Origin of the sequence: Aurantiacibacter spongiae, assembly GCF_003815535.1 — a bacterium.
GTDB lineage: Bacteria > Pseudomonadota > Alphaproteobacteria > Sphingomonadales > Sphingomonadaceae > Alteraurantiacibacter > Alteraurantiacibacter spongiae.
In genome coordinates, this window is record NZ_RPFZ01000001.1 from 2,156,088 (window position 1) to 2,179,921 (window position 23,834).

A 23,834-nucleotide genomic window follows, 5' to 3' on the forward strand; every position below is an offset into this window, starting at 1 on the left:
GTTCACGCCGGCAGTCCCTCGCGCATCAGGCGGGCCATCGCGTGACGGCCCTCGGCCTCTACCCCGCTGGCAAGGCGCGCCACTTCGCCGGGGGACTTGTGCTGCGCGAGTTTGACCGTCTCGCGCCGATCCTCGACGGTAAGCGCGAAACCGGCGATGGCGCGCATCATCCCGCGCAGCACCGGGGCCGCCACCGTGTCCATCGACCACGGCCTGCCGCCCGATGCGACGCGGTTCTCCTCGCGCGTGGCGATATCGTGCAGCACGGCCATGAGGCCGGCATCGTCCAGCCGTCGCACCGGACCTTCGTATTCCAGCGCGACGTAGTTCCACGTCGGCACTTCGCCTGGCGACGCATACCAGCGCGCCGAGACATAGGCATCGGGTCCGTTGATGCAGGCCAGCGCCCGCGCACCGTCCAGATGGGGGGTAACGGCGTTGGCCCGCGCCAGGTGGAAGCGGATCGTGCCATCGTCGTCGAGCAACAGCGGCGTGTGCGCGACGCGCGGCCCGTCCGGCGTGGTCAGGAAGATCATGCCAAAGCCGATGGATCGTGCCACCGCGTCGAGCGCCGCGGCGTCCCCGGAGCGGAAATGCGGGTTGGGGTGCATCAGCGCCCCTTGCGCGCGGCGGGCTTCTTCGAACCGCGCTTCTTGCCGCCAGGCTTGCCGCGATCCTTGCGTTCGCCGCGCCGGGCCTTGCGATATTGTTTGGCGTGGGCCTTCGCCGCCTGCTTCTTCTCGCCTTTCGTGCGTTCGGGCGGAGGCGCGGCGATCGGGCCGGCGTCGCTGAGCGCAGGGTCGAACCCGAGCTGTTCCATGCTGGCGGCGAAATGTTCGGGCAGGTCGGCGGTGACGTCCAGCGTCTGCCCCTTGGGCGCGTCGATGATGAGGCGGCGGGCATGGAGGTGCATCTTGCGACTGATCGAGCCGGTCAGGAAGGCGCCGGATCCGCCGTATTTCCCGTCGCCGACGATGGGGTGGCCGATCGCCGCCAGGTGGACGCGCAGCTGGTGGGTGCGCCCGGTGAAGGGTTGCAGTTCGACCCAGGCGGCGGCGTTGCCGGCCCGTTCCACCACCCGGTACACGGTGCGCGCCGGCTGGCCGCCCTCCATGTCGACATGCATCTTCTCGCCGCCCGAGCCGGGCTGCTTGGCGAGCGGCGCGTCGATCGTGCCCTCGTGCACGTCGGGTACGCCGACCACCAGCGCCCAGTAGATCTTCCTCGCGCTGCGTCCCGAAAACCGCTTCGAGAAGAACGCCGCGCTGCCCGGCGTACGGGCGATCAGCAGCACGCCCGACGTATCCTTGTCGAGCCGGTGGACGAGGCGCGGGCGGGAATCGTCCTCGCCGGCATAGGCATCGAGCAGGCCGTCGACATGGCGATTGGTCCTGGTCCCGCCCTGGGTGGCGAGGCCGGGGGGCTTGTTCAGCACCAGCGCGGCATCGGTGCGCCTGACGAGCATCGCCTCGGCCAGCGCTTCCTCCTCCGCCGTCAGTTCGCGGCGCTGGCGCGGGGCCTTGCCCGTCTCCTCTCCGCCCGGCGGCACGCGCAGGACCTGTCCGGCGGCGAGGCGATCCTCGGGCCGGGCGCGCTTGCCGTCCACCCGCAACTGCCCGGTGCGCGCCCAGCGCGAGACGGTGCCGAAGCCGATCTTGGGCAGGTGCCGCTTGAACCAGCGATCGAGCCGCACGCCCTCGTCGTCGGCCGCGACGGTGAACTGGCGCACATCGTCGGAGGCCCCGGTCCTGCTCATGAGAACAGGCGCGTCAGCGACAGGCCGAAGATCAGCCCGGTAACGCCCAGTCCGATGGAGAGCATGACGTAGAGCGCCGCGATCAGCACCTGCCCGCGCTGGATCAGCAGCGCCATTTCCAGGCTGAAGGCGGAAAAGGTGGTGAAGCCGCCCAGCAGACCGACGCCCAGCAGCAGCCGCAGCTGATCCGAATTGGCGCCGCCGCTCCGCACCAGCCAGCCGGCGAGCACGCCCATGAGCACGCTGCCCACGGTATTCACGGTCAGCGTCGCCCAGGGGAAGAAGGTGACGGCCGGCGCCCCCAGCCAGGCAGTCACCGCGCGGCCGGCCTGGTAGCGCAGGAACGCGCCGAGGCCGCCGCCCAGCGCCACCGAGAGCGAGGCGTAGAATTGAGGTGTGGCTTGCGACATGGCGCCCCACATAGCGACCGGGATGCGGCTGCGGAACCCGCAAAGGCGCTTCGCGCTTGCTTTTGTGCCGCGATTCGCTTATCCGCCGCTCCGAACAGCCGATCCGGAACGGATTCGGCGCGTTTTTCGTTATATTCACATCCGGTGCACCGCGCGCGCCTGCAGGGCGGGCCAGATACGCACTTTCGATCAGAACAGGTGGCTTAAGTTTATGCAGATCATCGTCCGCGATAACAACGTCGAACAGGCCCTGCGCGCGCTCAAGAAGAAGCTGCAGCGCGAGGGCGTCTATCGCGAGATGAAGCTGCGCCGCCATTACGAGAAGCCGAGCGAGAAGCGCGCCCGGGAAAAGGCCGCCGCCGTGCGCCGCGCCCGCAAGCTCGAGCGCAAGCGCGCCGAACGCGACGGCTGACGCGAAGGCGCCGCCGCGCTTGAAAGCCGCAGACAGCTAAGCCAAAGGGGCGTGGAGACAACTCCGCGCCCTTTTCGTATTGGGATCGACACCACATGACCGAAGTTACCCGCGTACCTCTTCAGCCGATTGCCAAGGGCTCGCTCACGAAGCTGTGGCTGGCCGTGATCGCCGCCCTGCTGCTGGCCGGCGGCGCGGCCTGGGCGGCCATGCCCGAGGGCGTGACGGTGGATGTGGTGCGGGAGGGGCAGGGCCCGCATCCCGCAGCGGACGACGTGGTGTTCGTGAAATATACCGGGAAGCTGGCCGACGGCACCGTGTTCGATCAATCGCAGCCGCTGCCGATCCCTGTTCAGGGTATCTTCCCGGAAGGCACGCCGCTGCCGCTGTCCGACATGATACCCGGCTTCCGCGAGGCGCTGGTGCAGACGCGCGAGGGCGGCCAGTACGAGATCTTCATCCCGTCCGAATCCGGCTATGGCGACCAGGTGCCGCCGGGCGGCCCGATCCCGCCCGATGCCGATCTCAGCTTCGATGTCGAGGTCATGGGGTTCATGTCCCGCCCCGAATTCGAGCAGCGTGTGCAATTGCTGCAACAGCGGGTGCAGCAGATGGGCGGCTTCCCCGGTGCGCCGGGCGGGGCCGGCGGCGCGGGCGACCCGGATGCAGCGGGCGCGCAGGATCTGCCCGAGGGCGTGCCTCCGCAATAGGCGTGCAAGGGCGGGCGAAAAGCCGCTCGCGCCCGCTTGAAGCGGTGCGCGAGCGTCGCTAACGCAGGCGCCATGTCAGTTTCTCGAGAACAAGTGGCCAAGATCGCCTCGCTGGCGCGCATCGACATGGACGATGCCGCGCTCGATCGCATGGTGCCCGAATTGAACAACATCCTCGCCTGGGTCGAGCAGCTGGGCGAGGTGGATACCTCCACGGTCGAGCCGATGACGGCGGTGATCCCGCAGGCGCTGCGCCTGCGCGAAGACGTGGTCGATGCCGACCCGCTGACCGGCGGCGGCCGGCGCGAGGCGATCCTCGCCAACGCGCCGGTGGCGGAGCACGGCTTCTTCGGCGTTCCCAAGGTGATCGAGTGATGATAGGCGATCTTACGCAGCTGGGCGTGCGCGCCATTCGCGACGGCGTGGCCGGCGGCGATTTCACCGCGCGCGAAGTGGCCGAGGCGTTCAACGCCGCGGTCGAGGGGGCGAGCGCGCTCAACGCCTTCATCACGCCGACGCCCGAACTGGCGCTGCGGCACGCCGATCTTGTCGATGCCGATCGCGCCGCCGGCAGGGATCTGCCGGCGATGGCCGGCGTGCCCATCGGGATGAAGGATCTGTTCTGCACGCGCGGCGTCCAGTCCAGCGCGGCCAGCCACATCCTCGAAGGCTTCGTGCCCGAATACGAAAGCACCGTGTCGCAGAACCTGTGGAATGCGGGTTGCGGAATGCTGGGCAAGCTCAACATGGACCAGTTCGCCATGGGCTCGTCCAACGAGACGAGCTATTTCGGCGACGTGAAGAGCCCGTGGCGCAAGGACGGCAGCAATGCCGCGCTGACGCCGGGTGGTTCGTCGGGCGGATCGTCCGCCGCCGTCGCCGCGCGGTTGTGCCCGGCGGCGACCGGCACCGATACCGGCGGCTCCATCCGCCAGCCCGCCGCCGTGACGGGCATCACCGGCATCAAGCCGACCTATGGCCGCTGCTCGCGCTGGGGCGTGGTGGCGTTCGCCAGCAGCCTCGACCAGGCCGGGCCGATGGCGCGCAGCGTGGACGATTGCGCGATCATGCTGGGCGCGATGGCGGGCTTCGATCCCAAGGATTCGACCAGCCTCGACGCGCCGGTCCCCGACTGGGCGGGGTCGCTGAACGCTGACCTGAAAGGCAAGCGCGTGGGAATCCCGCGCGAATACCGGATGGAGGGGACCGACCAGTCGATCCTCGACAGCTGGGAACGCGGCAAGGAATGGCTGCGCGATGCGGGCGCGGAGATCGTCGACGTGTCGCTGCCGCACACGAAATACGCGCTGCCCGCCTATTACATCATCGCGCCTGCCGAAGCCTCCAGCAACCTCGCGCGCTATGACGGCGTGCGCTACGGCCTGCGCGATCTGCCCGAGGGCGCGGGATTGCAGGACATGTACGCCGCCACGCGCGCCGAGGGGTTCGGCGACGAGGTGAAGCGGCGCATCCTGATCGGCACCTACGTGCTCAGCGCAGGCTTCTACGACGCCTATTACACGCAGGCGCAAAAGGTCCGCACGCTGGTGCAGCGCGATTTCACCGATGCCTTCGGCCAGTGCGACATGATCCTGGCGCCGACATCGCCCAACGCCGCCTTCCCGCTGGGCGAGATGCAGGCCGATCCGCTGGCCATGTATCTGAACGACGTGTTCGCCGTCCCCGCTTCGCTGGCGGGGCTGCCGGCGATGAGCGTGCCCGCCATGCTCAACGGCGACGGTCTGCCGCTGGGCCTCCAGATCGTCGGCAAGCCGATGGACGAGCAGGGCGTGCTGGACGCAGGACTGGCGATAGAACAGCGCAGCGGCTTCGACGCCGTGCCGGAGCGGTGGTGGTGAGCATCGCGGTCATCGACCTGATCGCCGGTGTGGCGGTTGCCGCCGTTCTCCTGATACCCGCGCTGATCCGTCGCCGCGTGAAGCATGGCGAGGCGCGTTTCGACAGCAAGACCGGCAAGGTGATCGACGATGAGTGACTATCGCATTCAGGGCGCGACGGGTGAGTGGGAGGTCGTGATCGGCCTCGAGGTCCATGCGCAGGTCACCAGCAACGCCAAGCTGTTCTCCGGCGCCAGCACCGCCTTCGGGGCGGAGCCGAACACGCAGGTTTCCCTGATCGACGCGGCGATGCCCGGCATGCTGCCCGTGCCCAACCGCGAATGCCTGCGCCAGGCGGTGCGGACCGGCATGGCGATCGACGCGCAGATCAACGCGTGGAGCCGCTTCGACCGCAAGAACTACTTCTACGCCGACCTGCCGCAGGGCTACCAGATAAGCCAGCTCTACCACCCCATCGTGGGCGAGGGTCAGCTTACGATCGAGGCGGACGAGAAGGCGGGCATCCCCGAGGACAAGATCATCGGGGTCGAGCGCATCCATGTCGAGCAGGATGCGGGCAAGCTGATGCACGACCAGCATCCCACCATGTCCTATGTCGATCTGAACCGCACGGGCGTCGCGCTGATGGAGATCGTCAGCCGGCCCGACATGCGCAGCCCCGCCGAAGCGGGCGCCTATGTGCGCAAGCTGCGGAGCATCCTGCGCTATGTCGGAAGCTGCGATGGCAATATGGAGGAAGGCTCGATGCGCGCGGACGTCAACGTCAGCGTGCGCCGTCCGGGCGAGGAGTTCGGCACGCGGACCGAGACGAAGAACGTCAATTCCGTGCGCTTCGTCATGCAGGTGATCGAGTTCGAGGCGAACCGGCAGGTGGACGTGCTGGAATCGGGCGGCACGGTAAACCAGGAAACCCGCCTGTTCGATCCCGGCACCGGCACCACGCGCACCATGCGATCGAAGGAAGACGCGCACGATTACCGCTATTTCCCCGATCCCGACCTGCTGCCGGTGGAACTGGACCAGGCGTTCCTCGACGAATGCCGCGCCAGCCTTCCGGAACTGCCCGACGCCAAGCGCGCGCGCTATACCGGAGAGCTGGGCCTTAGCGACTACAACGCGCGCGAGCTGACGGCGGAGGTGGAAACCTTCGCCCGGTTCGAGACGCTGCTGGCCGAAACCGCCGGTGCGCTGGGCAAGGCGGAAAGGGATGTCGCGACGCAGGTCGCCAACTGGTCGCTCTCCGTCGCACCGGGGGTCATGAAGGCGCTGGGCGACGAGGCCGATCCCGCCCACGCCACCGCCGCGCGGCAGGCGGCGATCCTCAGGATGCAGGATGCCGGCGAGATCAGCGGCGGGCAGGCCAAGGAAATCTACGAGATCGTGCTGAAGGAAGGCCGCGAGCCGGACGAGATCGCCGGGACCGAGGGGCTGAAGCAGGTCAGCGACACCGGCGCGATCGAAGCCGAGGTCGACGCCATCCTCGCCGCGAATGCGGACAAGGTGGAACAGTATCGCGGCGGCAAGGACAAGCTGTTCGGATTCTTCGTGGGTCAGACGATGAAGGCGATGCAGGGTAAGGCCAACCCGGCGGTGGTGAACCAAATCCTGAAGGCAAAGCTGGCCTAATTCGCTTGTCGCTGGTTGCGGGCGGGAGTAAATCACGCGCGTCGCAACTTCGCGAAAAAGGGATGCGGGATGAAAGCTTTGCTGGTGGCCGTGGCCGCGCTTGCCTGGCCTGCATGCGCTTGGGCACAGGCCGAACGGTCGGATGAGGAATGGCGCGCCTGGCAGCCCGACCCTGCCGAGATCGCGCTCGTCGACGTGGCTGGCGGCACACGTCCCGACGAAGCCGACGATTTCGACAAGTATTTCTACTTCCACCGCGCCGATACCGGTTTCGCCCAAGCATTGACCGACATTCGCGAATGCGATGCGCGGGCGCGCGGATTTTGGCGGGTCGCTTCGGCGGCGGCTTCGAACGACGAGAATTTCTCAACGCCCTACGGCCTCGTGGGGGGCGCGGCGCAGGCGCTGATCTTCGGTCCGGCGCAGGACCGACTTGCCCGCCGTGCAACGCTTAGACGCTGCATGTTCTTCAAGGGCTATGGTCGGTACGGGGTCGGCAAGGATATGTGGGAGAGCTTCAACTTCGCGCGCGACGGCGGCGATCTGGGCGAAGAGGCGATGCAGAGGATGCTGGCGCAACAGGCGCGGCTCGCCTCCGGGCCGCAACCGGCAGGCGCGGAGCTGGGGCTGTGAAGTCGTGGGCGATCCTCCCCGCTCTCGCGCTGGGCATCGTTTCGCACGCTGTGCCCGCGCAGGATCGGCTGGAAGAGCTGTCGATGGAGCGTATTTCGCCGCGCGGCCTGTTCGTACCGGAAGCGGGCAAGGCTTACCTCCTGGTGGAATCGCGCAACCGTCGCCCGCTCATCACCTTCGTGCGTGCGGGAAGCGCCACGCCATTCGCGGCCAGCGGCTATATCGAGATTCCGCGCGAGAACCGGCTCGCGAACGAAGGCGATGTCTCGCTCTGGCTCTACGAGATTCCGGCGGGCGAATATTTCGTGTCGAACATCACGTGGCTCTACACGCCCAACGATATCGATTGCGCCTGCATGGGGTCGGTCAGCTTCGCGGTGGAACCCGGCACCGTGACGGCAGTGCGCGTCGAAACCGCCGTGCTCGACAGGAACGGCGACACCGTCGCGATCGGCAACAGGCTGAACGAAGTGCCGCGTGGACGCAGCGAGACGGACCATTTCGCCTTTCGCGCCATCGAGGTCGGGCACCCGACAAGCGATCTGTGGCGCACGAAGATCGCAGCCGGTGGGGTGACGATGGCGCAATTCACTCCGGTCGCGGACTTGCCGAACTGGCGCGCTGCCATTCCGACGCGCGTTACCGCGATGGATGGCGTGTTCGGTTATGATGCGCAGGGCGGGCAAATCGATCTTCGCGCCGGTCGCTGAACCGCGCCGCGACAGGTGACCGCCATCGTACTCGTCCACCCGGAAATCCCGCACAATACCGGCGCCATCGGGCGCACCTGCGTGGCGCTGGACATGGAACTGGTGCTGATCCGGCCCTACGGTTTCGTGCTGTCGGACAAGCTGCTGAAGCGCGCCGGGCTGGATTACTGGCAGCACGTGCGGCTGGCCGAGTTCGACAGCTGGGATGCCTTTCTGGGCGAGCGGCAACCGCGCCGCGAACAGGTGTTCGCTTTCGAGGAATACGGCGCGCGGTCCTTCTACGACGCCGAGTATCCGGCCGATGCCTATCTGGTCTTCGGGCGCGAGACGGCGGGATTGCCGCACGCCATCGCCGCCGCTCTCGATGACCGGATGTTCCACCTGCCGATGCGCTCGGAGCATGTGCGCTCGCTCAATCTGGCGAACACCGTCACGGCGGTGGCCTATCAGGCGCTGCGCGGGTCATCCGCGACATAGGGCGCCACCAGCGCGCGCACGTCCACCTTCGCCCTCAGCCGCGCGCCGAGCAGGGCCGTTCCGCTGATCTTGCGCTGGACGAACAGCGTCTCGACCGGGGGAATGTGCCAGGTGGCACGGTCCTGCGCCATCTCCAGCCCTTCGTCGCGGAGCACGGCAACAAAGGCGCGGTCGCCGAAATCGAAGGGGCCGTCGCGGTGCATCTCGGCGATGATGATGTCGATCATCCGGTCGAACCGTTCGCCGTGCCCGGCCAGGACGCCGTCTCCGACGAACCCGGCGCCCAGCGCCGCCTGCCGCACCCCATCGCGATCTTTGGCCATGCCGGCGGCCAGCAGCCTGCGATAACTCTCCGCCACGTCCGCATCGACCGCGCGCGTGGCCCCGAAATCGAGCAGCACCAACCTGCCGCTGTCGGGCTGATAGCGATAATTGGCGAAATTGGGATCGGTCTGCATCACCCCGAACTCGAACAGTTCGCGCAGCACCAGCGCGATGATGGCGCGCGTCACCCGGTCGCGTTCGTCCTGCGGGGCGCTCTCCAGCTCCTCTATCGGGCGACCGGGCACGAAGTCCATCGCCAGCACGCGCGCGGTGGAGAAATCGGCGGCGACGGCGGGCACGACGAAGGCCTCCTCGCCCGCCAGCCGTTCGCGATAGCGCATCAGCTGTTCGCCCTCGCGCACGTAGTCGGCCTCCTCGTGCAACTGGCGCTTGGCCTCGGCCAGCAGCGGGGAAATGTCGAGTTCGCGCGGCAGCAGGTTCGACACGCGCAGCAGCGTGGCGACATTGTCGACGTCGGCGTCGATACTCTCCCGCACGCCCGGATACTGCACCTTGATCGCCAGTTCGCGCCCATCCTTCGTCACCGCGCGGTGGACCTGGCCGATGCTTGCGGCGGCGATGGGGCGCACGTCGAAACGCTCGAAGCGGCCGAGCCAGCCCTTGCCCCATTCGGCATCGAGAACGTCGCGCAGCTGTCCCGGCGGCATCCTGTCGGCCTGCTCCCGCACGCGGGCGAGGATCGCGGCGAGGTCGGGGGGCAGCATGTCACCGGCATCCATGCTGATCATCTGCCCCAGCTTCATCGCCGCGCCGCGCAGATGCGATAGCCGGTCCGCCAGTCGCATGGCGTTTGCGGGCGTCAGGATCGCGTCGCGCAGCCGCGGGCGTTCGCCGCGTGCCACACGCCGCGCGCCCTCGGCCAGCATGCCGCCCGCGACGCCGCCCGCCAGCCGCCCGAACGCGCCGAGGCGACCGGCGCGGCTGCTCGGCACGCGGCGTTCGCGCCGGTCCGGCCGATCGTCATCGTCGTCGTTCATGGCGCGAAGGGGTCCGGCATGGGGTCTGCCGGGGAAAGCGGGCCGCGCGCCGCTTCGTTCCCGTGGCGCGCGATCAGGCCTGCCGCTCGGCGGTGAAGGGCATGGTCCCCATCATGCCCGCCTTGATCGTGCCGCTGACCGTATCCCCGGCGATTACCGCCTCGCCTTCCAGCGTCATCGGCATCGGCATGCCCATCTTCATGGTCCAGCGCAGGACGTCGCCGTCTATGGTGCCGTCCTCCACGTCCATCGAACCCATGCCGCCTTCCAGCGATCCGGTGAAGCTTTCCCCGTCATCGCCGGGCACGACGGTAAAGGTGCCGCTCTGCTCGCCCATCGGGGTGGAGGCGACGAAATCGTATTTGCCGGCGACTGCCATCTGGATTCTCCTGCGATTGCCAAGCTGCCCTGCTAGCGGTTTGGCAGCGCAGGGCAACGGGCCGTCAGTACGAAATGGCGCGCCACTCGCCGCTCGGCAAGCCGTCGAGCGTCCAGTCGCCGACGGACCAGCGCACCAGCCGGAGCGTCGGATGGCCCACGGCGGCGGTCATCCGGCGCACCTGCCGGTTGCGCCCTTCCCGGATCGTGAGCCGCAGCCAGCTGTCGGGTACGCTCTTGCGGAAACGGACCGGCGGATCGCGCGGCCAGAGGTCGGGCGGCGCGATCCGTTCGACGAGGGCGGGGCGGGTGGGACCATCCTTCAGCGTCACCCCGCCACGCAATTCGCCGAGCGCGCGGGCACCGGGTTCGCCTTCCACCTGCACCAGATAGGTCTTGGGCAGCTTGAAGCGCGGATCGGCAATGCGCGCCTGCAACCGGCCGTCGTCGGTCAGCAGCAACAACCCCTCGCTGTCACGGTCGAGCCGGCCGGCCGGATAGACGCCGGGGCAGGCGATGAAATCCGACAGCGTCGCGCGCGTGGTGGGAGAGCCGCGGTCGGTGAACTGCGACAGCACACCCATCGGCTTGTTGAAGGCGATCAGGCGGGGCACGCACGCCCCGCCGTCAGAGATCGTCGGGCGAGAGCCAGGTGATCGGCATGTCGAGCGTTTCGAGCTGCGGCTCGATCGTATCGCGATCGCCCACCACCACGATGGTGAAGTTCTCTGGGCTCAGATACTCGCGCGCCGCCGCGTCGATCTGGGCCGCGTCGATGCCGCGATAGATTTGCGGCAGGCGCGCCTGGTAGCGGTCGTCGCGGCCGAGCAGGCGGTTCTGCAACAGCGCCCCGAGAACCTGTCCGTTGGTCTCGAACTCGTTGGGCAGGCCACGCACATTGCCATCAGTCACGCGCCGCACCTCTTCCGCCGTCACCGGCCGGGCCGACGGGAAGGCACGCATCTGATCGAGGATCGCGCGGATCGAATCGGCGGTCCGGTCGGCCTGTACCTGCGTCTGCACGCGGAAGAAGCGCTGGCCCTGCAAGGTCGCGATCCCCGAGCCGATCCCGTAGGTCCAGCCCTTCGTCTCGCGCAGGTCCTGCATCAGCCGCGACAGGAAGCCGCTGCCGATGACCTCATTGGCGAGGTCGATGCGTTCCATGCCCGGCTCGTACCCCTTTAGCGGGGTGAGGCGACCGAGCATGAGGTAGCTCGACGGCGAGTTCGGGCGATCGACCACCACGAGCCGGGGGCGCGGAGCGGGCGTGACCCTGTCGATATCGCGCGCGGGTGCGGGCGTGGCCGGTGCCTGCCAGTCGCCGAAGGTCCGCTCCAGCGCGGGCAGCAGATCGTCCATCGACACGTCCCCCACGACGGTGATGGCGGCGAGGTCGGGGCGTATCCATTCATCGTGTTCGGCCGCCATGTCCGCCGGCGTGAGGCTGGCGACCACATCGGCATCGCCCGCCGTCATCGCGTGGGCGTAGGGGTGGCTTTCGCCATAGACGAGCTGGCCGAAGGCGCGGCTCGCCAGCCCGCCGGGCGAGGTCAGCTGGTTGGCGATCTCACTGGCGCGCTGGCTCTTCACCCGCGCCACCGCGTCGGGCGCGAAGGAGGGGTTGCGAACCACGTCGGCGAACAGCTCGAGCGAGGGAACGAGATTTTCCGTCAGCGCCGTGACGTAGGCGGTGGTGACTTCGGTTCCCGCGCTCGTGTTGATCGAGGCGCCCAGCTTTTCCTGCTGGGTGGCGATGTCGAGCGCGCTGCGCGAGGTCGTCCCCTCCGTCAGCAGGTCGACCATCGTCTCGTGCGTTCCGGCCCGGTCAGCCGGATCGACGACGGAACCGGCATCGAAGGTCATCGCGACCGAAACCTTGGGAATGGCCTCGCGCCGCGCCAGTCGCACCTCGATGCCGTTGGACAGGGTCGCGGTCTGGACGGCGGGGAAGGTCAGGTCGCCGACCGGGGCGACATCGGGCAGCGGGCGTTCCGGCCCGTCGCGCGGCGCGGCGGTGGCCTGTGCGGGACCGCCCGCATCGGGTTGCGGAGAGGCGACGCTTGCCTCGTCCCCCCAGCCACCCATGGTGCCGCCGTCCAGCGTGCGTTCCCCCGGCTCGACCACCAGCGTGAAGGCCGGGCGACCCAGCCAGCGCCGCATCGCCGCCTGCACGTCTGCCGGCGTCAGGGCGGCCATGCGCTCCAGTTCCTCGCGGTAGTAGTCGGCATCGCCGGTATAGAGCAGCCCTTCGGCCAGGATCATGCCCTTGCCGCCGAATCCGCCGACCCGCTCCAGCGAGCCGATGGTGCCCGACGCGATCTGCGTGGTGGCGCGGTCCAGCTCGTCCTGCGTCGGCCCTTCGGCCAGCAGGCGTGCGGTTTCGCGTTCGAGCAGCGCGCGCGCCTCGGCGACGTCGCCATCGGGCTTCACGCTGACCTGGCTCTGCAGGAAGCTGATCTGCTCCTGCTGGTTGGAATAGGCCGATACGCTGGTCGCCACCTCTTCGCCGCGCACCAGTTCGTTGTCGAGCCGGCTACTGGCAAGGCCGCCGAGGATGTACATGCCGACCTGCAGCGCGGTGGCGTCGGGATGGGTCATGCCCGGTCCGGTCCACGCCTGGTAGATCACCGTCTGCGGCACCTGGTCGGTCATCACCTGCGTCACCGGCGCGGCCAGCGTCACCGGATCGGCTTCGTACTGTTCCACGTCCGGCCCGCGCGGAATGTCGCCGAACCAGCGCTGCACCTTTTCGCGCGCGGTGGCGACGTCGATGTCGCCGGCGAGCGCCAGCACCACGTTGTTGGGCCCGTAATTGTCGGCGAACCAGCTGCGCACGTCGGCCAGCGAGGCGGCGTCGAGATCGGCCATCGAACCGATCGTGGAATGGCGGTAGGGATGGCCGACGGGCAGCAGCCCTTCGGCGATGGCGTAGCGCGTCAGGCCGTAGGGCTGGTTGTCGCCCTGCCGTTTCTCGTTCTGGACGACGGAGCGCTGGTTATCCAGCCCCTCCTGCGTGACCGCGCCGAGCAGGTGTCCCATGCGGTCGCTTTCCATCATCAGCGCCAGGTCGAGCGCGCCGGTCGGCACCGTCTCCACGTAATTGGTGCGGTCGTAATAGGTGGAGCCGTTGGTGGGCGTGGACCCGGCATTGACGAGCGGCTTGTCGAAATTGTCGACATTCTCGCTGCCGCCGAACATCAGGTGTTCGAACAGGTGAGCAAAGCCGGTGCGGCCGCGCGGCTCGTTCTTCGACCCGACGCGGTAGTAGACGGTGACGCCCACGATCGGAGCCTTGCGATCGGTATGGACGATGGTGGTCAGGCCGTTGTCGAGCGTGAACGTCTCGTACGGAATGTCGACCGCGTCGATCAGTTCGGCAAGCGGCGCGGGCTCTGCCGCGGCCGGGAGCGGAGTGGCGGTCGCCGAGATCGGCTCCATCGTCCGGGTCGACGCACACGCGGCGAGCGACAGGGCGGCGGCGGACAGGAAGAGCGAACGAAGCGCGACTTTTGTTTTCATATGCAACCGATAGCACGCTTTGCCGCGGACGAAAGCCGTTTCGTCCATGGCGCGGGGCGAAATCGGGAGGTGAACCGCTCCTGCCCGGTTGCATCGTTGCATTCGACAGGCGCATGAAAATTTCGGTCCGGCGACGCTTGTGTTGCCCATGTGCAACACTATCTGACAACGGATTTCGACAGACGAGGTCACGACATGAATCTGGACAAGTTCACCGACCGGGCGCGCGGCTTCCTCCAGAGCGCGCAGACCGTCGCCATCCGCAACTCGCACCAGCGCATCAGCCCCGAACACATCCTGAAGGCCCTGCTGGAGGATGAAGAGGGCATGGCGTCCGGCCTGATCCAGCGTGCCGGGGGCGACCCGGCACAGGCGGTCGAGGCGGTCGACGCGCTGCTCGCCAAGGTGCCCTCGGTCAGCGGCTCGGGCGCGCAGCAGACGCCGGGTCTCGACAACGATGCCGTGCGCATCCTGGACCAGGCGGAACAGGTCGCGGAGAAGGCGGGTGACAGCTACGTGACCGTGGAGCGCCTGTTGCTCGCCCTCGCGCTGGCGAAGCAGGGCAAGGCGGGCAGGGCGCTGGCCGATGCCGGGGTCACGCCGGAAAAGCTGAACGGTGCGATCAACGATCTGCGCGGCGGACGCACGGCGGATACCGCGAGCGCCGAGAACGCCTACGACGCGATGAAGAAATACGCCCGCGACCTGACCGAGGCGGCCAAGGCGGGCAAGCTCGACCCTGTCATCGGGCGCGACGAGGAAATCCGCCGCACGGTGCAGATCCTCGCCCGGCGGACCAAGAACAACCCCGTGCTGATCGGCGAGCCCGGCACCGGCAAGACCGCCATTGCCGAAGGGCTGGCGCTGCGCATCGCCAATGGCGACGTGCCCGATTCGCTCAAGGATCGCACGCTGATGGCGCTCGACATGGGCGCGCTGATCGCGGGCGCGAAATATCGCGGCGAGTTCGAGGAGCGGCTGAAGGCCGTGCTCGACGAGGTGAAGGGCGCCGAAGGCCACATCATCCTGTTCATCGACGAGATGCACACGCTGATCGGCGCGGGCGCTTCGGAAGGCAGCATGGATGCCGGCAACCTGCTCAAGCCGGCGCTGGCGCGCGGCGAGCTGCACTGCATCGGCGCGACCACGCTCGACGAGTATCAGAAATACGTCGAGAGGGACGCCGCGCTCCAACGCCGCTTCCAGCCCGTCTTCGTGGACGAGCCGAGCGTGGAGGACACCATCTCCATCCTGCGCGGGCTGAAGGAGAAGTACGAGCTGCACCACGGCGTGCGGATCACCGACACCGCGCTGGTCGCCGCCGCGCAGCTTTCCGAACGCTACATTTCCGACCGCTTCCTGCCCGACAAGGCGATCGACCTGATGGACGAGGCCGCCAGCCGCATCCGCATGGAGGTGGAGAGCAAGCCCGAGGAAATCGAGAAGCTCGACCGGCGTATCATCCAGCTCAAGATCGAGGAATCGGCGCTGGCGAAGGAAAGCGATGCGGCATCGAAGGACCGGCTCGAATCGATCCGCAAGGATCTCGCCGATCTGGAGGACCGCTCCGCCGAACTGACGACCCGCTGGCAGAACGAGCGCGACAAGATCCATGCCGAGGCGCGGATCAAGGAGGAACTCGACCAGGCACGCATCGAACTGGAGCAGGCCCAGCGCGCCGGCGACCTCGCCCGGGCGGGCGAGTTGTCATACGGCCGCATCCCGGCGCTCGAAAAGCAGCTGTCGGAGGCCGGCTCGCTGACCGAGGGGGCGCTGCTGCGGGAGGAAGTGACCGAGGACGACATCGCCTCCGTCGTCAGCCGCTGGACCGGCGTGCCGATGGAAAAGATGCTGGAGGGCGAGCGGGAGAAACTGCTCAAGATGGAGGACGCGCTCGGCCGGCGCGTGATCGGGCAGGAGGACGCGGTGAAGGCCGTGTCCCGCGCCGTGCGCCGCGCGCGCGCCGGACTGCAGGATCCGCACCGGCCGCTCGGCAGCTTCCTGTTCCTCGGCCCCACCGGCGTCGGCAAGACGGAGCTGACCAAGGCGCTCGCCGCCTTCCTGTTCGACGACGACCAGGCGATGGTCCGCATCGACATGAGCGAGTTCATGGAAAAGCACGCCGTGGCCCGCCTGATCGGCGCGCCGCCGGGATATGTCGGGTACGAGGAAGGCGGGGTCCTGACCGAGGCGGTGCGCCGCCGGCCCTACCAGGTGGTGCTGTTCGACGAGGTCGAGAAGGCCCACGGCGATGTCTTCAACGTGCTGTTGCAGGTGCTCGACGACGGGCGACTGACCGACGGGCAGGGGCGGCAGGTGGACTTTTCCAACACGCTCATCATCCTGACCAGCAACCTGGGCAGCCAGTACCTGTCCAACCTGACGGACGAGCAGACCGTCAGCGATGTCGAGGATCAGGTGATGGAAGTCGTGCGCGGTCATTTCCGCCCCGAATTTCTCAACCGGCTGGACGAGATCATCCTGTTCCACCGGCTTGCCGCCGAACACATGGCGCCGATCGTCGATATCCAGGTGGGCCGGGTGCAGAAGCTGCTTCGCGATCGCAAGATCACCCTCGACCTGACCGATGCGGCGCGCCGCTGGCTGGGCCGGGTGGGCTACGATCCGGTCTATGGCGCACGCCCGCTCAAGCGGGCGGTGCAGCGCTATCTCCAGGATCCGCTGGCCGAGTTGCTGCTCGGCGGCGAGGTGCCCGACGGCAGCACGGTCCATGTCGACGAGGGTGACGGCGAACTGCGGATGCGGGTCGGTTAGGACACCGGCCCGCCGCGCCCCGGCCGGGCGTCGGGGTTCCCGACAATTCGACCAACGGCTCCTAGCTTTCGACCAACTGTGTGATTTTGGTCACATCTGTTACAAAACGAATAAACCGCGTTTGACAGGGCGGCCCCGTGTCATGCAGTCAAGGTTCATCCGCAAAGGATCGGGGACTCTTCGTAAATTGCCGCTTGATTCGAGCCGGTTGGCCGGAATCTGATCATGCCGGGTCGCACGAGAGCTTCGATCCCCAACGTGATGGGGCTGGAGCTAACATGAAAAAAGTACATACCAAGTATCTGACGGGTCTCGCGGTTTCCGTATCCGCGATGGCCATGGTCGCGGGTGCGCCCGCCTATGCGCAGGACACCGACGACGAGTGCGAGGTCAACGCGCAGGGCCAGGCTGACGAGGATTGCGAACAGCCGGTCCGCGCCGACGGCGTGGTATCCGACGATGCCGGCGATCTCACGCCCGTGGTCGATTCGAATCCGGGCGCCTATGGCGAAGTCAACAATGACGGCGCGATCGTCGTCACGGGTTCGCGTATCCGCCAGGACACCTACAGCAGCATTTCGCCGCTCCAGGTCCTCTCGACCGAAGCCGAGCGCGACGTCGGTAACTTCGATGCCGCGCAGATCCTGCAGCGTTCCGAAGCGGCCGCCGGTACGCAGATCGATGCGACCTTCCAGGGCTTCGTGCTGAACAACGGTCCGGGTTCGCAGACGCTCGACCTTCGTGGCCTGGGTGCCGACCGCACGCTGCTGCTCGTCAACGGCCGCCGCCTGGCGCCGGCCGGCGTGGAAGGCGCGCCGACCAACCCGTCGATCAACCTGATCCCGGCGTCGCTCGTGGCGCGCTACGACCTGCTGCTCGACGGTGCGTCCTCGGTCTACGGTTCGGACGCGGTTGCGGGCGTGGGTAACATCATCCTGCGCACCGATATCGACGGTGTCGAACTGTTCGCCAGCGGCAACATCAACGAGCAGGGCGGCGGCGACGACTACACGCTCTCGGCTGCCTACGGTAAGACCTTCGATCGCGGCTTCTTCGGCATCGGTTTCGAATATTCGAAGCGTGACGAGGTCCGCATCGGCGACCGCGACTTCCTGTCGGGTTGCAACACCAACTACGAAATCGACCAGGACGGCAACATCTACACGGTCGGCGTCGCCGACAACGCCAACACCCTGGCCGACAGCGGCGGCACGATTCAGGAGCGCACCACGCCCTGCAAGATCGAGGCCGCGGTTCGTCGCATCATTCCGGGCGGCAACCTGTTCTTCGGCTCGATCTACGCCGATCCGACCGTCTACGATTCGACCGGTCAGGCCGGCAACACCGGCATTCCGGGCTTCAGCGATGCGTTCGACGCGTTCGGTGATCCGGTCGACCGCAACGGTGACGGCTTCCTCGATGTCGACTTCACCCAGGTCTCGCGCAACGGCACCGACCTGACGCCGTCGTTCATCAGTCCCCAGGATCTGTACAACGTCATGGCGTATGGCGAGTACGAACTCGGCACGAGCCTGAACATCACCCCGTTCTTCGAGGCCAATTACAGCCGGTCCGAAGTGTCTGCGCGCAGCACCGTGCCGCAGCTGTTCCCCTACGTTCCGGCGAACAACCAGTTCAACCCGTGTAACTTCATCGACAACCCCAACGGTGTCGATTGCGCCGCGGCACAGAACCAGTTCGACGGCCTTGATACCTATGCCGGCGGTGATTACGCGCTGCCCGAGGGCGTGCGTTACGTCGTGCGACCGGTGGTATCGGTCCGTGGCGATCGCAGCTTCGTCGAGACCACTCTCGAACAGTACCGCGGTGTCCTTGGCGTGCGCGGCGACCTGCCGTTCATCAATGACAGCTGGACCTTCGAGGTTTCGGGCGTCTATTCGCGCTCGATCGGCAAGTCCTCGCGTGCCGGTATCCGCGGCGATCGCCTGGCGCTCGCTCTCGGCATCGACCCGACTTCGGCGCAGGGCGTGAATGCGGCCAGCCCCGTCGTCCTCCCGGGCGGTGCGTGCGCTACCAGCGGCTTCCAGAACCCGGACATCCTGCAGCCCGACGTGGTCGACGGCTGTGTTCCGGTGAACCTGTTCGCCCCGTCGCTGTACGATCAGGCCGTGGGCGACTTCGCCACGCAGGCCGAGCGTGACTACCTGTTCGATTCGCGTGACTTCGACACGGTCTACGAACAGACGGTCATCTCCGCCTACACCACGGGCGACATCGTCGAGCTTCCGGCCGGACCGCTTTCGGTCGTGGTCGGCGGTGAATACCGCTACGACAAGCTGGACTCCCAGCCCGATGCCGTCGCGGCTCAGGGTCTGTTCTTCGGCTACTTCGCAGACCAGGGCGGCGAGGGTAACAAGTACATCCTCGAAGGGTTCGGCGAGGTGAACCTGCCGGTCTTCTCCAACGACTTCCTGGGCGATTTCGAGGTTAACGCCTCGGGCCGCATCAGTAAGGACGAGTACTACGGCACGAACGAGACCTATTCGCTCAAGGGCGGCTGGCGTCCGGTTCCGGCCGTGCTGCTGAAGATCAGCTACGGCACGTCGTTCCGCGCTCCGAACCTGCGTGAGAACTTCCTGGCCGGTCAGTCGGGCTTCGGTGGCCTCACCGATCCCTGCGCCGTGCCGTCGGATGCGTTCTTCCCGCTCGGTGGCGGTTACAGCGCGGCCGATGATAACCGCGACCAGCAGGTTCTGGAAAACTGCCGCCGCGAGGGTCGCGACCCGACCCGCGTGGGTATCGACTCGGGTGGCTCGAACACGGTTCAGGTTCCCAGCGTCGAGATTACCTCGGGCGGTAGCCTCGATCTCGATCCGGAAACCTCGACCTCGCTTACCGCCGGCGTCGCCGTCAGCGAGAGCTACGGCAATTTCGACTTCGCGTTCAACTTCAACTATTTCGACATCCAGGTTGAAGGTGCCATCGCGGAGCCGACCGGTCAGTTCGTGGTCAACCAGTGCTTCCTGCGCGACGACGGCGTCCGCAGCAACTACTGCGACTCGATCGACTACGACACCGATCCGGCCAGCCGCCAGCTCATCACCGACGTGTTCGCGGGCTTCGTGAACATCAACGAAGAGAACGTGAAGGGCATCGATCTTAACGCGAACTTCGGGTACGATCTCGGCTTCGGCGGGGAAATCGTCGATCTCGGCCTCAACATCCGGGCGAACCACCTGATCGAGCGTAGCAGCACGCTGCTGGACGATCAGGGCAACGCGGTGTTCGACGACGTTGCCGGCGAATTCGGCTTCCCGTCCTGGACGGGCCGGGCGACCGCGACGATCGGCTACAAGGACCTCACCCTGAGCTGGCAGACCCGCTACATCGGCGAAGTCGCTCAGGATCCGGCCGGCGTGGACGCGTTCTCGGATGCGTTCGGCAACGGTCCGGATGGTGAGCCGACCGGCTTCATCAGCGACACCTGCACCGGCGGCGGATCGCCGAACGGCGTGGTCGAGGGCGACGGACGGTTCTGCCGCGACGTCGGCTTCGCGGACGACTACTTCGTCCACACCGTGTCGCTGCGCTACGAGTTCAACGACGACATCACGCTGCGTGCCGGTGTGACCAACGTGTTCGACAAGAAGCCGCCGCTGATCGACACCGACGAAGTGTTCGGTATCTCGAACACCCCGATCGGCAACGGCTATGACTTCGATGGTCGCGAGTATTTCGGATCGATCAGCGTTCGCTTCTGATCCTGAAAGACAAGCGATCCCGAAAGGGAAACGGGGGCTCCGCGACTTCGGTCGCGGGGCCCCTTTTCTTAAGGGCGGTTGCCTACCGCTTCGCTTGACCGCCGGGGGAGGGGGACTAAGAGCAAGGCCTCCCGTTTGCGCCGTTCCATCCATCGAGAGGCTTCTTCATGCAGATCGACAGTTCGACCCCCGCCATCGTCACCGGGGGTGCTTCGGGCCTGGGCGAGGCGACCGCCCGCGCGCTTGCCGAGAGGGGTGCGAAGGTGGCGCTGTTCGATCTCAACGAGGAGCGCGGCGAAAGCGTCGCCAGGGAACTCGGCGGTATCTTCTGCAAGGTCGACGTCGCTGACGAGGCATCGGTCGAGGCGGGCTTTACCCGGGCGCGCGAAGAGCATGGCGAGGCGCGCATCCTGGTTTGCTGCGCCGGCATCGCCACGGTCGGGAAGACCGCCCGCCGCGATCGCGATACCGGAGAGATCTCCCATCTCGACATCGACGTCTTCCGCAAGACCGTGACCATCAACCTGCTCGGCACCTTCACCTGCATTGCGAAGGCGGCGGCGGGGATGATGGCGCTCGAACCGCGCGAGGACGGGGAGCGCGGCGCGATCGTGTGCACCGCTTCCGTGGCGGCGCAGGACGGGCAGATCGGCCAGGTTTCCTATTCCGCCTCGAAGGCGGGCGTCGCCGGAATGACCCTGCCGATCGCGCGGGATCTGATGGGCGAGGGTATTCGCATCAACACCATTCTGCCCGGCATCTTCGAAACGCCGATGATGGCCGGCCTGCCCGAGAAGGCGCAGGCCTCGCTGGCCGAGAGCATTCCCTTTCCCAAGCGCCTGGGGCGGGCCGGCGAGTACGCGCAACTCGCCACCTTCCTGATCGAGACCATCTACATGAATGCCGCCACGGTGCGGCTCGACGGTGCGATCCGCATGGGTCCGCGCTGACATGGCGAAGGCCGGCGCGCCCTGGCATATCGGCGTCATCGGCGGCTCGGGTCTCTACGAGCCCGGCGCGCTGGACGAGATGCAGGAAATCGCGGTCGGGTCCGCCTTCGGGGAGCCGTCCGGCCCCGTCGTGACCGGCATGCTCGGCGGCGTGCGCTTCACCTTCATCGCCCGCCACGGTGCGGGCCACCGCCTGTCGCCCTCGCACGTGAATTACCGCGCCAATATCGACGTGCTCAAGCGCTGCGGCGTGACCGACATTCTCGCCGTTTCGGCTATCGGCAGCCTGGCGGAAGAGATCGCGCCCGGGGCGTTCGTCGTCATCGACCAGCTGATCGACCGGACGACGGGGCGCGAGCGAAGTTTCTTCGGGGAAGGCATGGTCGCCCACGTCCCGCTCGCCGATCCGGTCTGCCCGCGCCTGTCGCGCCACGCGCTCAAGGCGGCGAAAAAGGCCGGCGCCGCCGTGCATGACGGCGGAACCTATGTCGCGATAGAGGGACCGCAATTCTCGACCCGCGCGGAAAGCCTGCTCTACCGGCAGTGGGGCGCGCAGGTCATCGGCATGACCGCCATGCCCGAAGCGCGGCTCGCGCGGGAGGCTGAGCTGCCCTACGCGCTGGTGGGCATGGTTACGGATTACGATTGCTGGCGGGAGAACAGCGACGTTGACGTGGCGGACATCCTGGAAACCATGCGCGCCAATGCCGAGACCGCCCGCGCCATGCTGGGCGAGTTCGCGACCATCCTGCCGAAGACCCGCTCCGCCAGCCCGATCGACACGGGCCTCGATACCGCCATCGTGACCCCACGGGAACGCTGGGACGTGGCCGCCACCACCCGCCTGGATGCCGTCGCGGGGCGACTGATCGAGCGGTTTCCTCGCGCAAAGGGCTGACGCGGGCGACGTAAACTTGCCAAACCGGGCGAAATCCCGCAAGCTTGTTGCATATGCAACCGAACACGCCCCTTGCCGATTTTCTCCCCTACCAGCTCTCCCTTGCCTCGAACGCGGTGAGCGGTCGCATCGCGCTGGAATATCGCAACCGCTGGGGGCTGGGAATACCGGAGTGGCGGGTCATGGCGGTTCTGGGGGATTGCGGCGCCCTGACGCAGCGCGATCTCACCCGGCGCACGCTGATGGACAAGGTGGCCGTGAATCGCGCGTGCAAGGGGCTGGAGGAACGCGATCTGGCGCATCGCACACCCAACGAACAGGACGGCCGATCCCACCTGCTGGACCTGACGCCAGCGGGCCGGGCCATGCATGACGAGATCATGCCGCTGGCGCTCGCGATGGAGCGGCAGTTGTTCGACGGCTTTTCGAGCGACGAGCTCGACCTGTTCCGGTCCCTCCTGCAACGGGCGCGCCAGCGATCCGAGGATCTGCTGGGAGACGAGCTGGACCAGGACGCGGCGGATGGAGAAGCCTTCGGCGTGAAGTAGCGGTAGGGCTGGCGACACGCAGGAAAAAGCCCCGCCCGGGTCGCACCGGGCGGGGCTTTTCGTTGCGGACCGGCCGGCCTTCGCCCTAGTGACTGCCGGGGCCGTCGCCGGAGAAGGCGTCGGCGATGGAGCAGGCGGCCGGGCCGAGGATGACGATGAACAGCACCGGCAGGATGAACAGGATCAGCGGCACGGTCATGATCGCGGGCAGGCGCGCGGCCTTTTCCTCGGCGCGCATCATGCGCTCGTTGCGGAATTCGGCGGACAGGACGCGCAACGCGCTGGCGAGCGGGGTGCCGTAGCGTTCTGTCTGGATCATCGTCGTCACCACCCCGCGCACCGCATCGAGATCGACCCGGTAGGCGAGGTTTTCGAACGCCTGGCGCCGTTCGGTGAGGAAGGACAGTTCGATCGCGGTCAGGGCGAATTCGTCCCCCAGTTCCGGGTAGGCGCGGCCCAGTTCCTTGGCGACGCGGTTGAAGGCGGCGTCGACGGTCAGGCCCGCCTCGGCACAGATCACCAGCAGGTCGAGCGCGTCCGGCAGCCCCTTCTGGATGGCCTTTGTGCGCTTGTTGGCGATGTTCTTGAGATAGGTTTCCGGTCCCTTGTAACCCGCGACAACCAGCGCGGCGAAACCCATGAAACGCTTGAAACTGCCCCATTCGGGGAAGGTGTCGGTCCAGTAGAACACGACGATGCCGAGCAGGCCGAGCACGACGGGCAGCACCATGCGCGCGAAGATGACGACGATCGCCATTTCCTTGTTGCGGAAGCCCGCCTGCGCCAGCTTCTGCTGGATCAGCTTGACCTGGCTTTCCTGCAGGACTTTCATGCCCTGCAGCGTGTCCTTCATCTTCTCTGTCGTGTCGGTCTTGCGCACCAGCGACTGGCGCTTGCGGGCCGACTGGGTCAGCATCCCGGTCTTCAGTTCGGAGCGGCGCGCGTTCAGCGCCTTCACCCGCTTCGCCATCGGATCCTTCACCGTCACCGCCGCGTAGATGGCAAAGACGGTGGCCAGGGCGGCGATCCCGGCAAGGATCGTGCCGACGAGGATGACGTCGACGCCCAGAAGGGTCGGTCCGGGCGCGGAAGCGGTCATGAGAAGGTCAAGCATTGTCTCGTTTCCTCG

The 23,834-nt window shown here is 67.1% G+C and carries 22 protein-coding genes; 14 read left to right on the forward strand and 8 right to left on the reverse strand.

What is annotated here, in order from left to right:
• Positions 1-2 precede the first annotated feature (2 nt).
• Genes EG799_RS10490 through crcB form a run of 3 tightly spaced genes read right to left on the reverse strand, consistent with a single transcriptional unit; the run spans position 3 to position 2,166 of the window.
• A complete protein-coding gene (locus EG799_RS10490) occupies positions 3-611 on the reverse strand; it encodes an FMN-binding negative transcriptional regulator (protein ID WP_123880961.1) in 609 nt (202 codons plus the stop codon).
• On the reverse strand, positions 611-1,756 hold the full coding sequence (locus EG799_RS10495) for an RluA family pseudouridine synthase (protein ID WP_123880963.1): 1,146 nt from the start codon (positions 1,754-1,756) through the stop codon (positions 611-613). Before EG799_RS10495 ends, EG799_RS10490 begins: the two co-directional genes overlap by 1 nt.
• On the reverse strand, positions 1,753-2,166 hold the full coding sequence (crcB, locus tag EG799_RS10500; protein WP_123880965.1) for a fluoride efflux transporter CrcB: 414 nt from the start codon (positions 2,164-2,166) through the stop codon (positions 1,753-1,755). The genes EG799_RS10495 and crcB overlap by 4 nt, the downstream gene beginning before the upstream one ends.
• A gap of 211 nt (positions 2,167-2,377) precedes the next feature.
• Between crcB and rpsU the strand changes: the two genes are divergently transcribed.
• From rpsU to EG799_RS10540, 9 genes are all read left to right on the forward strand, one after another.
• A complete protein-coding gene (gene rpsU / locus EG799_RS10505) occupies positions 2,378-2,578 on the forward strand; it encodes a 30S ribosomal protein S21 (protein WP_123880967.1) in 201 nt (66 codons plus the stop codon).
• 95 nt (positions 2,579-2,673) lie between these two features.
• On the forward strand, positions 2,674-3,288 hold the full coding sequence (locus EG799_RS10510) for an FKBP-type peptidyl-prolyl cis-trans isomerase (protein ID WP_123880969.1): 615 nt from the start codon (positions 2,674-2,676) through the stop codon (positions 3,286-3,288).
• A gap of 72 nt (positions 3,289-3,360) precedes the next feature.
• On the forward strand, positions 3,361-3,663 hold the full coding sequence (gene gatC / locus EG799_RS10515; RefSeq protein ID WP_123880971.1) for an Asp-tRNA(Asn)/Glu-tRNA(Gln) amidotransferase subunit GatC: 303 nt from the start codon (positions 3,361-3,363) through the stop codon (positions 3,661-3,663).
• Positions 3,664-3,665: 2 nt separating this feature from the next.
• Positions 3,666-5,147, forward strand: a complete 1,482-nt coding sequence (gene gatA / locus EG799_RS10520; RefSeq protein WP_123883054.1) for an Asp-tRNA(Asn)/Glu-tRNA(Gln) amidotransferase subunit GatA — start codon at positions 3,666-3,668, stop codon at positions 5,145-5,147.
• Positions 5,144-5,284, forward strand: a complete 141-nt coding sequence (locus EG799_RS14025) for a hypothetical protein (protein WP_158611062.1) — start codon at positions 5,144-5,146, stop codon at positions 5,282-5,284. Before gatA ends, EG799_RS14025 begins: the two co-directional genes overlap by 4 nt.
• Positions 5,277-6,773: an Asp-tRNA(Asn)/Glu-tRNA(Gln) amidotransferase subunit GatB gene (gene gatB, locus EG799_RS10525; RefSeq protein WP_123880973.1), complete on the forward strand. Its 1,497-nt coding sequence runs from the start codon at positions 5,277-5,279 to the stop codon at positions 6,771-6,773. The genes EG799_RS14025 and gatB overlap by 8 nt, the downstream gene beginning before the upstream one ends.
• 69 nt (positions 6,774-6,842) lie before the next feature.
• Positions 6,843-7,406, forward strand: coding sequence for a hypothetical protein (locus tag EG799_RS10530; RefSeq protein ID WP_123880975.1), 564 nt, complete (start codon positions 6,843-6,845; stop codon positions 7,404-7,406).
• The gene (locus tag EG799_RS10535) at positions 7,403-8,116 is read left to right on the forward strand and encodes a hypothetical protein (RefSeq protein ID WP_123880977.1); all 714 of its coding nucleotides are present in this window, start codon (positions 7,403-7,405) and stop codon (positions 8,114-8,116) included. The genes EG799_RS10530 and EG799_RS10535 overlap by 4 nt, the downstream gene beginning before the upstream one ends.
• Positions 8,117-8,131: 15 nt before the next feature.
• Entirely contained in the window at positions 8,132-8,593 is a 462-nt protein-coding gene (locus EG799_RS10540; protein ID WP_123880979.1) for a tRNA (cytidine(34)-2'-O)-methyltransferase, read from the forward strand.
• Here the strand turns inward: EG799_RS10540 and EG799_RS10545 are convergent.
• The 4 genes from EG799_RS10545 to EG799_RS10560 form a co-directional block, all read right to left on the reverse strand.
• Positions 8,563-9,915: an ABC1 kinase family protein gene (locus EG799_RS10545; RefSeq protein ID WP_123880980.1), complete on the reverse strand. Its 1,353-nt coding sequence runs from the start codon at positions 9,913-9,915 to the stop codon at positions 8,563-8,565. The genes EG799_RS10540 and EG799_RS10545 overlap by 31 nt on opposite strands.
• 73 nt (positions 9,916-9,988) lie before the next feature.
• The gene (locus tag EG799_RS10550; RefSeq protein WP_123880982.1) at positions 9,989-10,294 is read right to left on the reverse strand and encodes a hypothetical protein; all 306 of its coding nucleotides are present in this window, start codon (positions 10,292-10,294) and stop codon (positions 9,989-9,991) included.
• A gap of 64 nt (positions 10,295-10,358) precedes the next feature.
• The gene (locus EG799_RS10555) at positions 10,359-10,907 is read right to left on the reverse strand and encodes a pseudouridine synthase (protein ID WP_123880984.1); all 549 of its coding nucleotides are present in this window, start codon (positions 10,905-10,907) and stop codon (positions 10,359-10,361) included.
• Between the two features lie 13 nt (positions 10,908-10,920).
• Positions 10,921-13,812 (reverse strand): M16 family metallopeptidase, encoded by a 2,892-nt coding sequence (locus EG799_RS10560; RefSeq protein ID WP_158611063.1) that lies wholly within the window; start codon positions 13,810-13,812, stop codon positions 10,921-10,923.
• Between the two features lie 195 nt (positions 13,813-14,007).
• Here EG799_RS10560 and clpB point away from each other — a divergent pair, with 195 nt between their 5' ends.
• The 5 genes from clpB (at position 14,008) to EG799_RS10585 (ending at position 22,705) form a co-directional block, all read left to right on the forward strand.
• Positions 14,008-16,587: an ATP-dependent chaperone ClpB gene (clpB, locus tag EG799_RS10565; protein WP_123880988.1), complete on the forward strand. Its 2,580-nt coding sequence runs from the start codon at positions 14,008-14,010 to the stop codon at positions 16,585-16,587.
• 278 nt (positions 16,588-16,865) lie between these two features.
• Positions 16,866-20,309, forward strand: a complete 3,444-nt coding sequence (locus EG799_RS10570; RefSeq protein WP_123880990.1) for a TonB-dependent receptor domain-containing protein — start codon at positions 16,866-16,868, stop codon at positions 20,307-20,309.
• Between the two features lie 167 nt (positions 20,310-20,476).
• Positions 20,477-21,259, forward strand: coding sequence for an SDR family NAD(P)-dependent oxidoreductase (locus EG799_RS10575; RefSeq protein WP_123880992.1), 783 nt, complete (start codon positions 20,477-20,479; stop codon positions 21,257-21,259).
• Between the two features lies 1 nt (position 21,260).
• Positions 21,261-22,157, forward strand: a complete 897-nt coding sequence (gene mtnP / locus EG799_RS10580; protein WP_123880994.1) for an S-methyl-5'-thioadenosine phosphorylase — start codon at positions 21,261-21,263, stop codon at positions 22,155-22,157.
• A gap of 53 nt (positions 22,158-22,210) precedes the next feature.
• On the forward strand, positions 22,211-22,705 hold the full coding sequence (locus EG799_RS10585; RefSeq protein WP_123880996.1) for a MarR family winged helix-turn-helix transcriptional regulator: 495 nt from the start codon (positions 22,211-22,213) through the stop codon (positions 22,703-22,705).
• 85 nt (positions 22,706-22,790) lie between these two features.
• On the opposite strand, the gene EG799_RS10590 is transcribed toward EG799_RS10585, so the two are convergent.
• Positions 22,791-23,804: a type II secretion system F family protein gene (locus tag EG799_RS10590; protein WP_123883056.1), complete on the reverse strand. Its 1,014-nt coding sequence runs from the start codon at positions 23,802-23,804 to the stop codon at positions 22,791-22,793.
• Between the last annotated feature and the right edge of the window lie 30 nt (positions 23,805-23,834).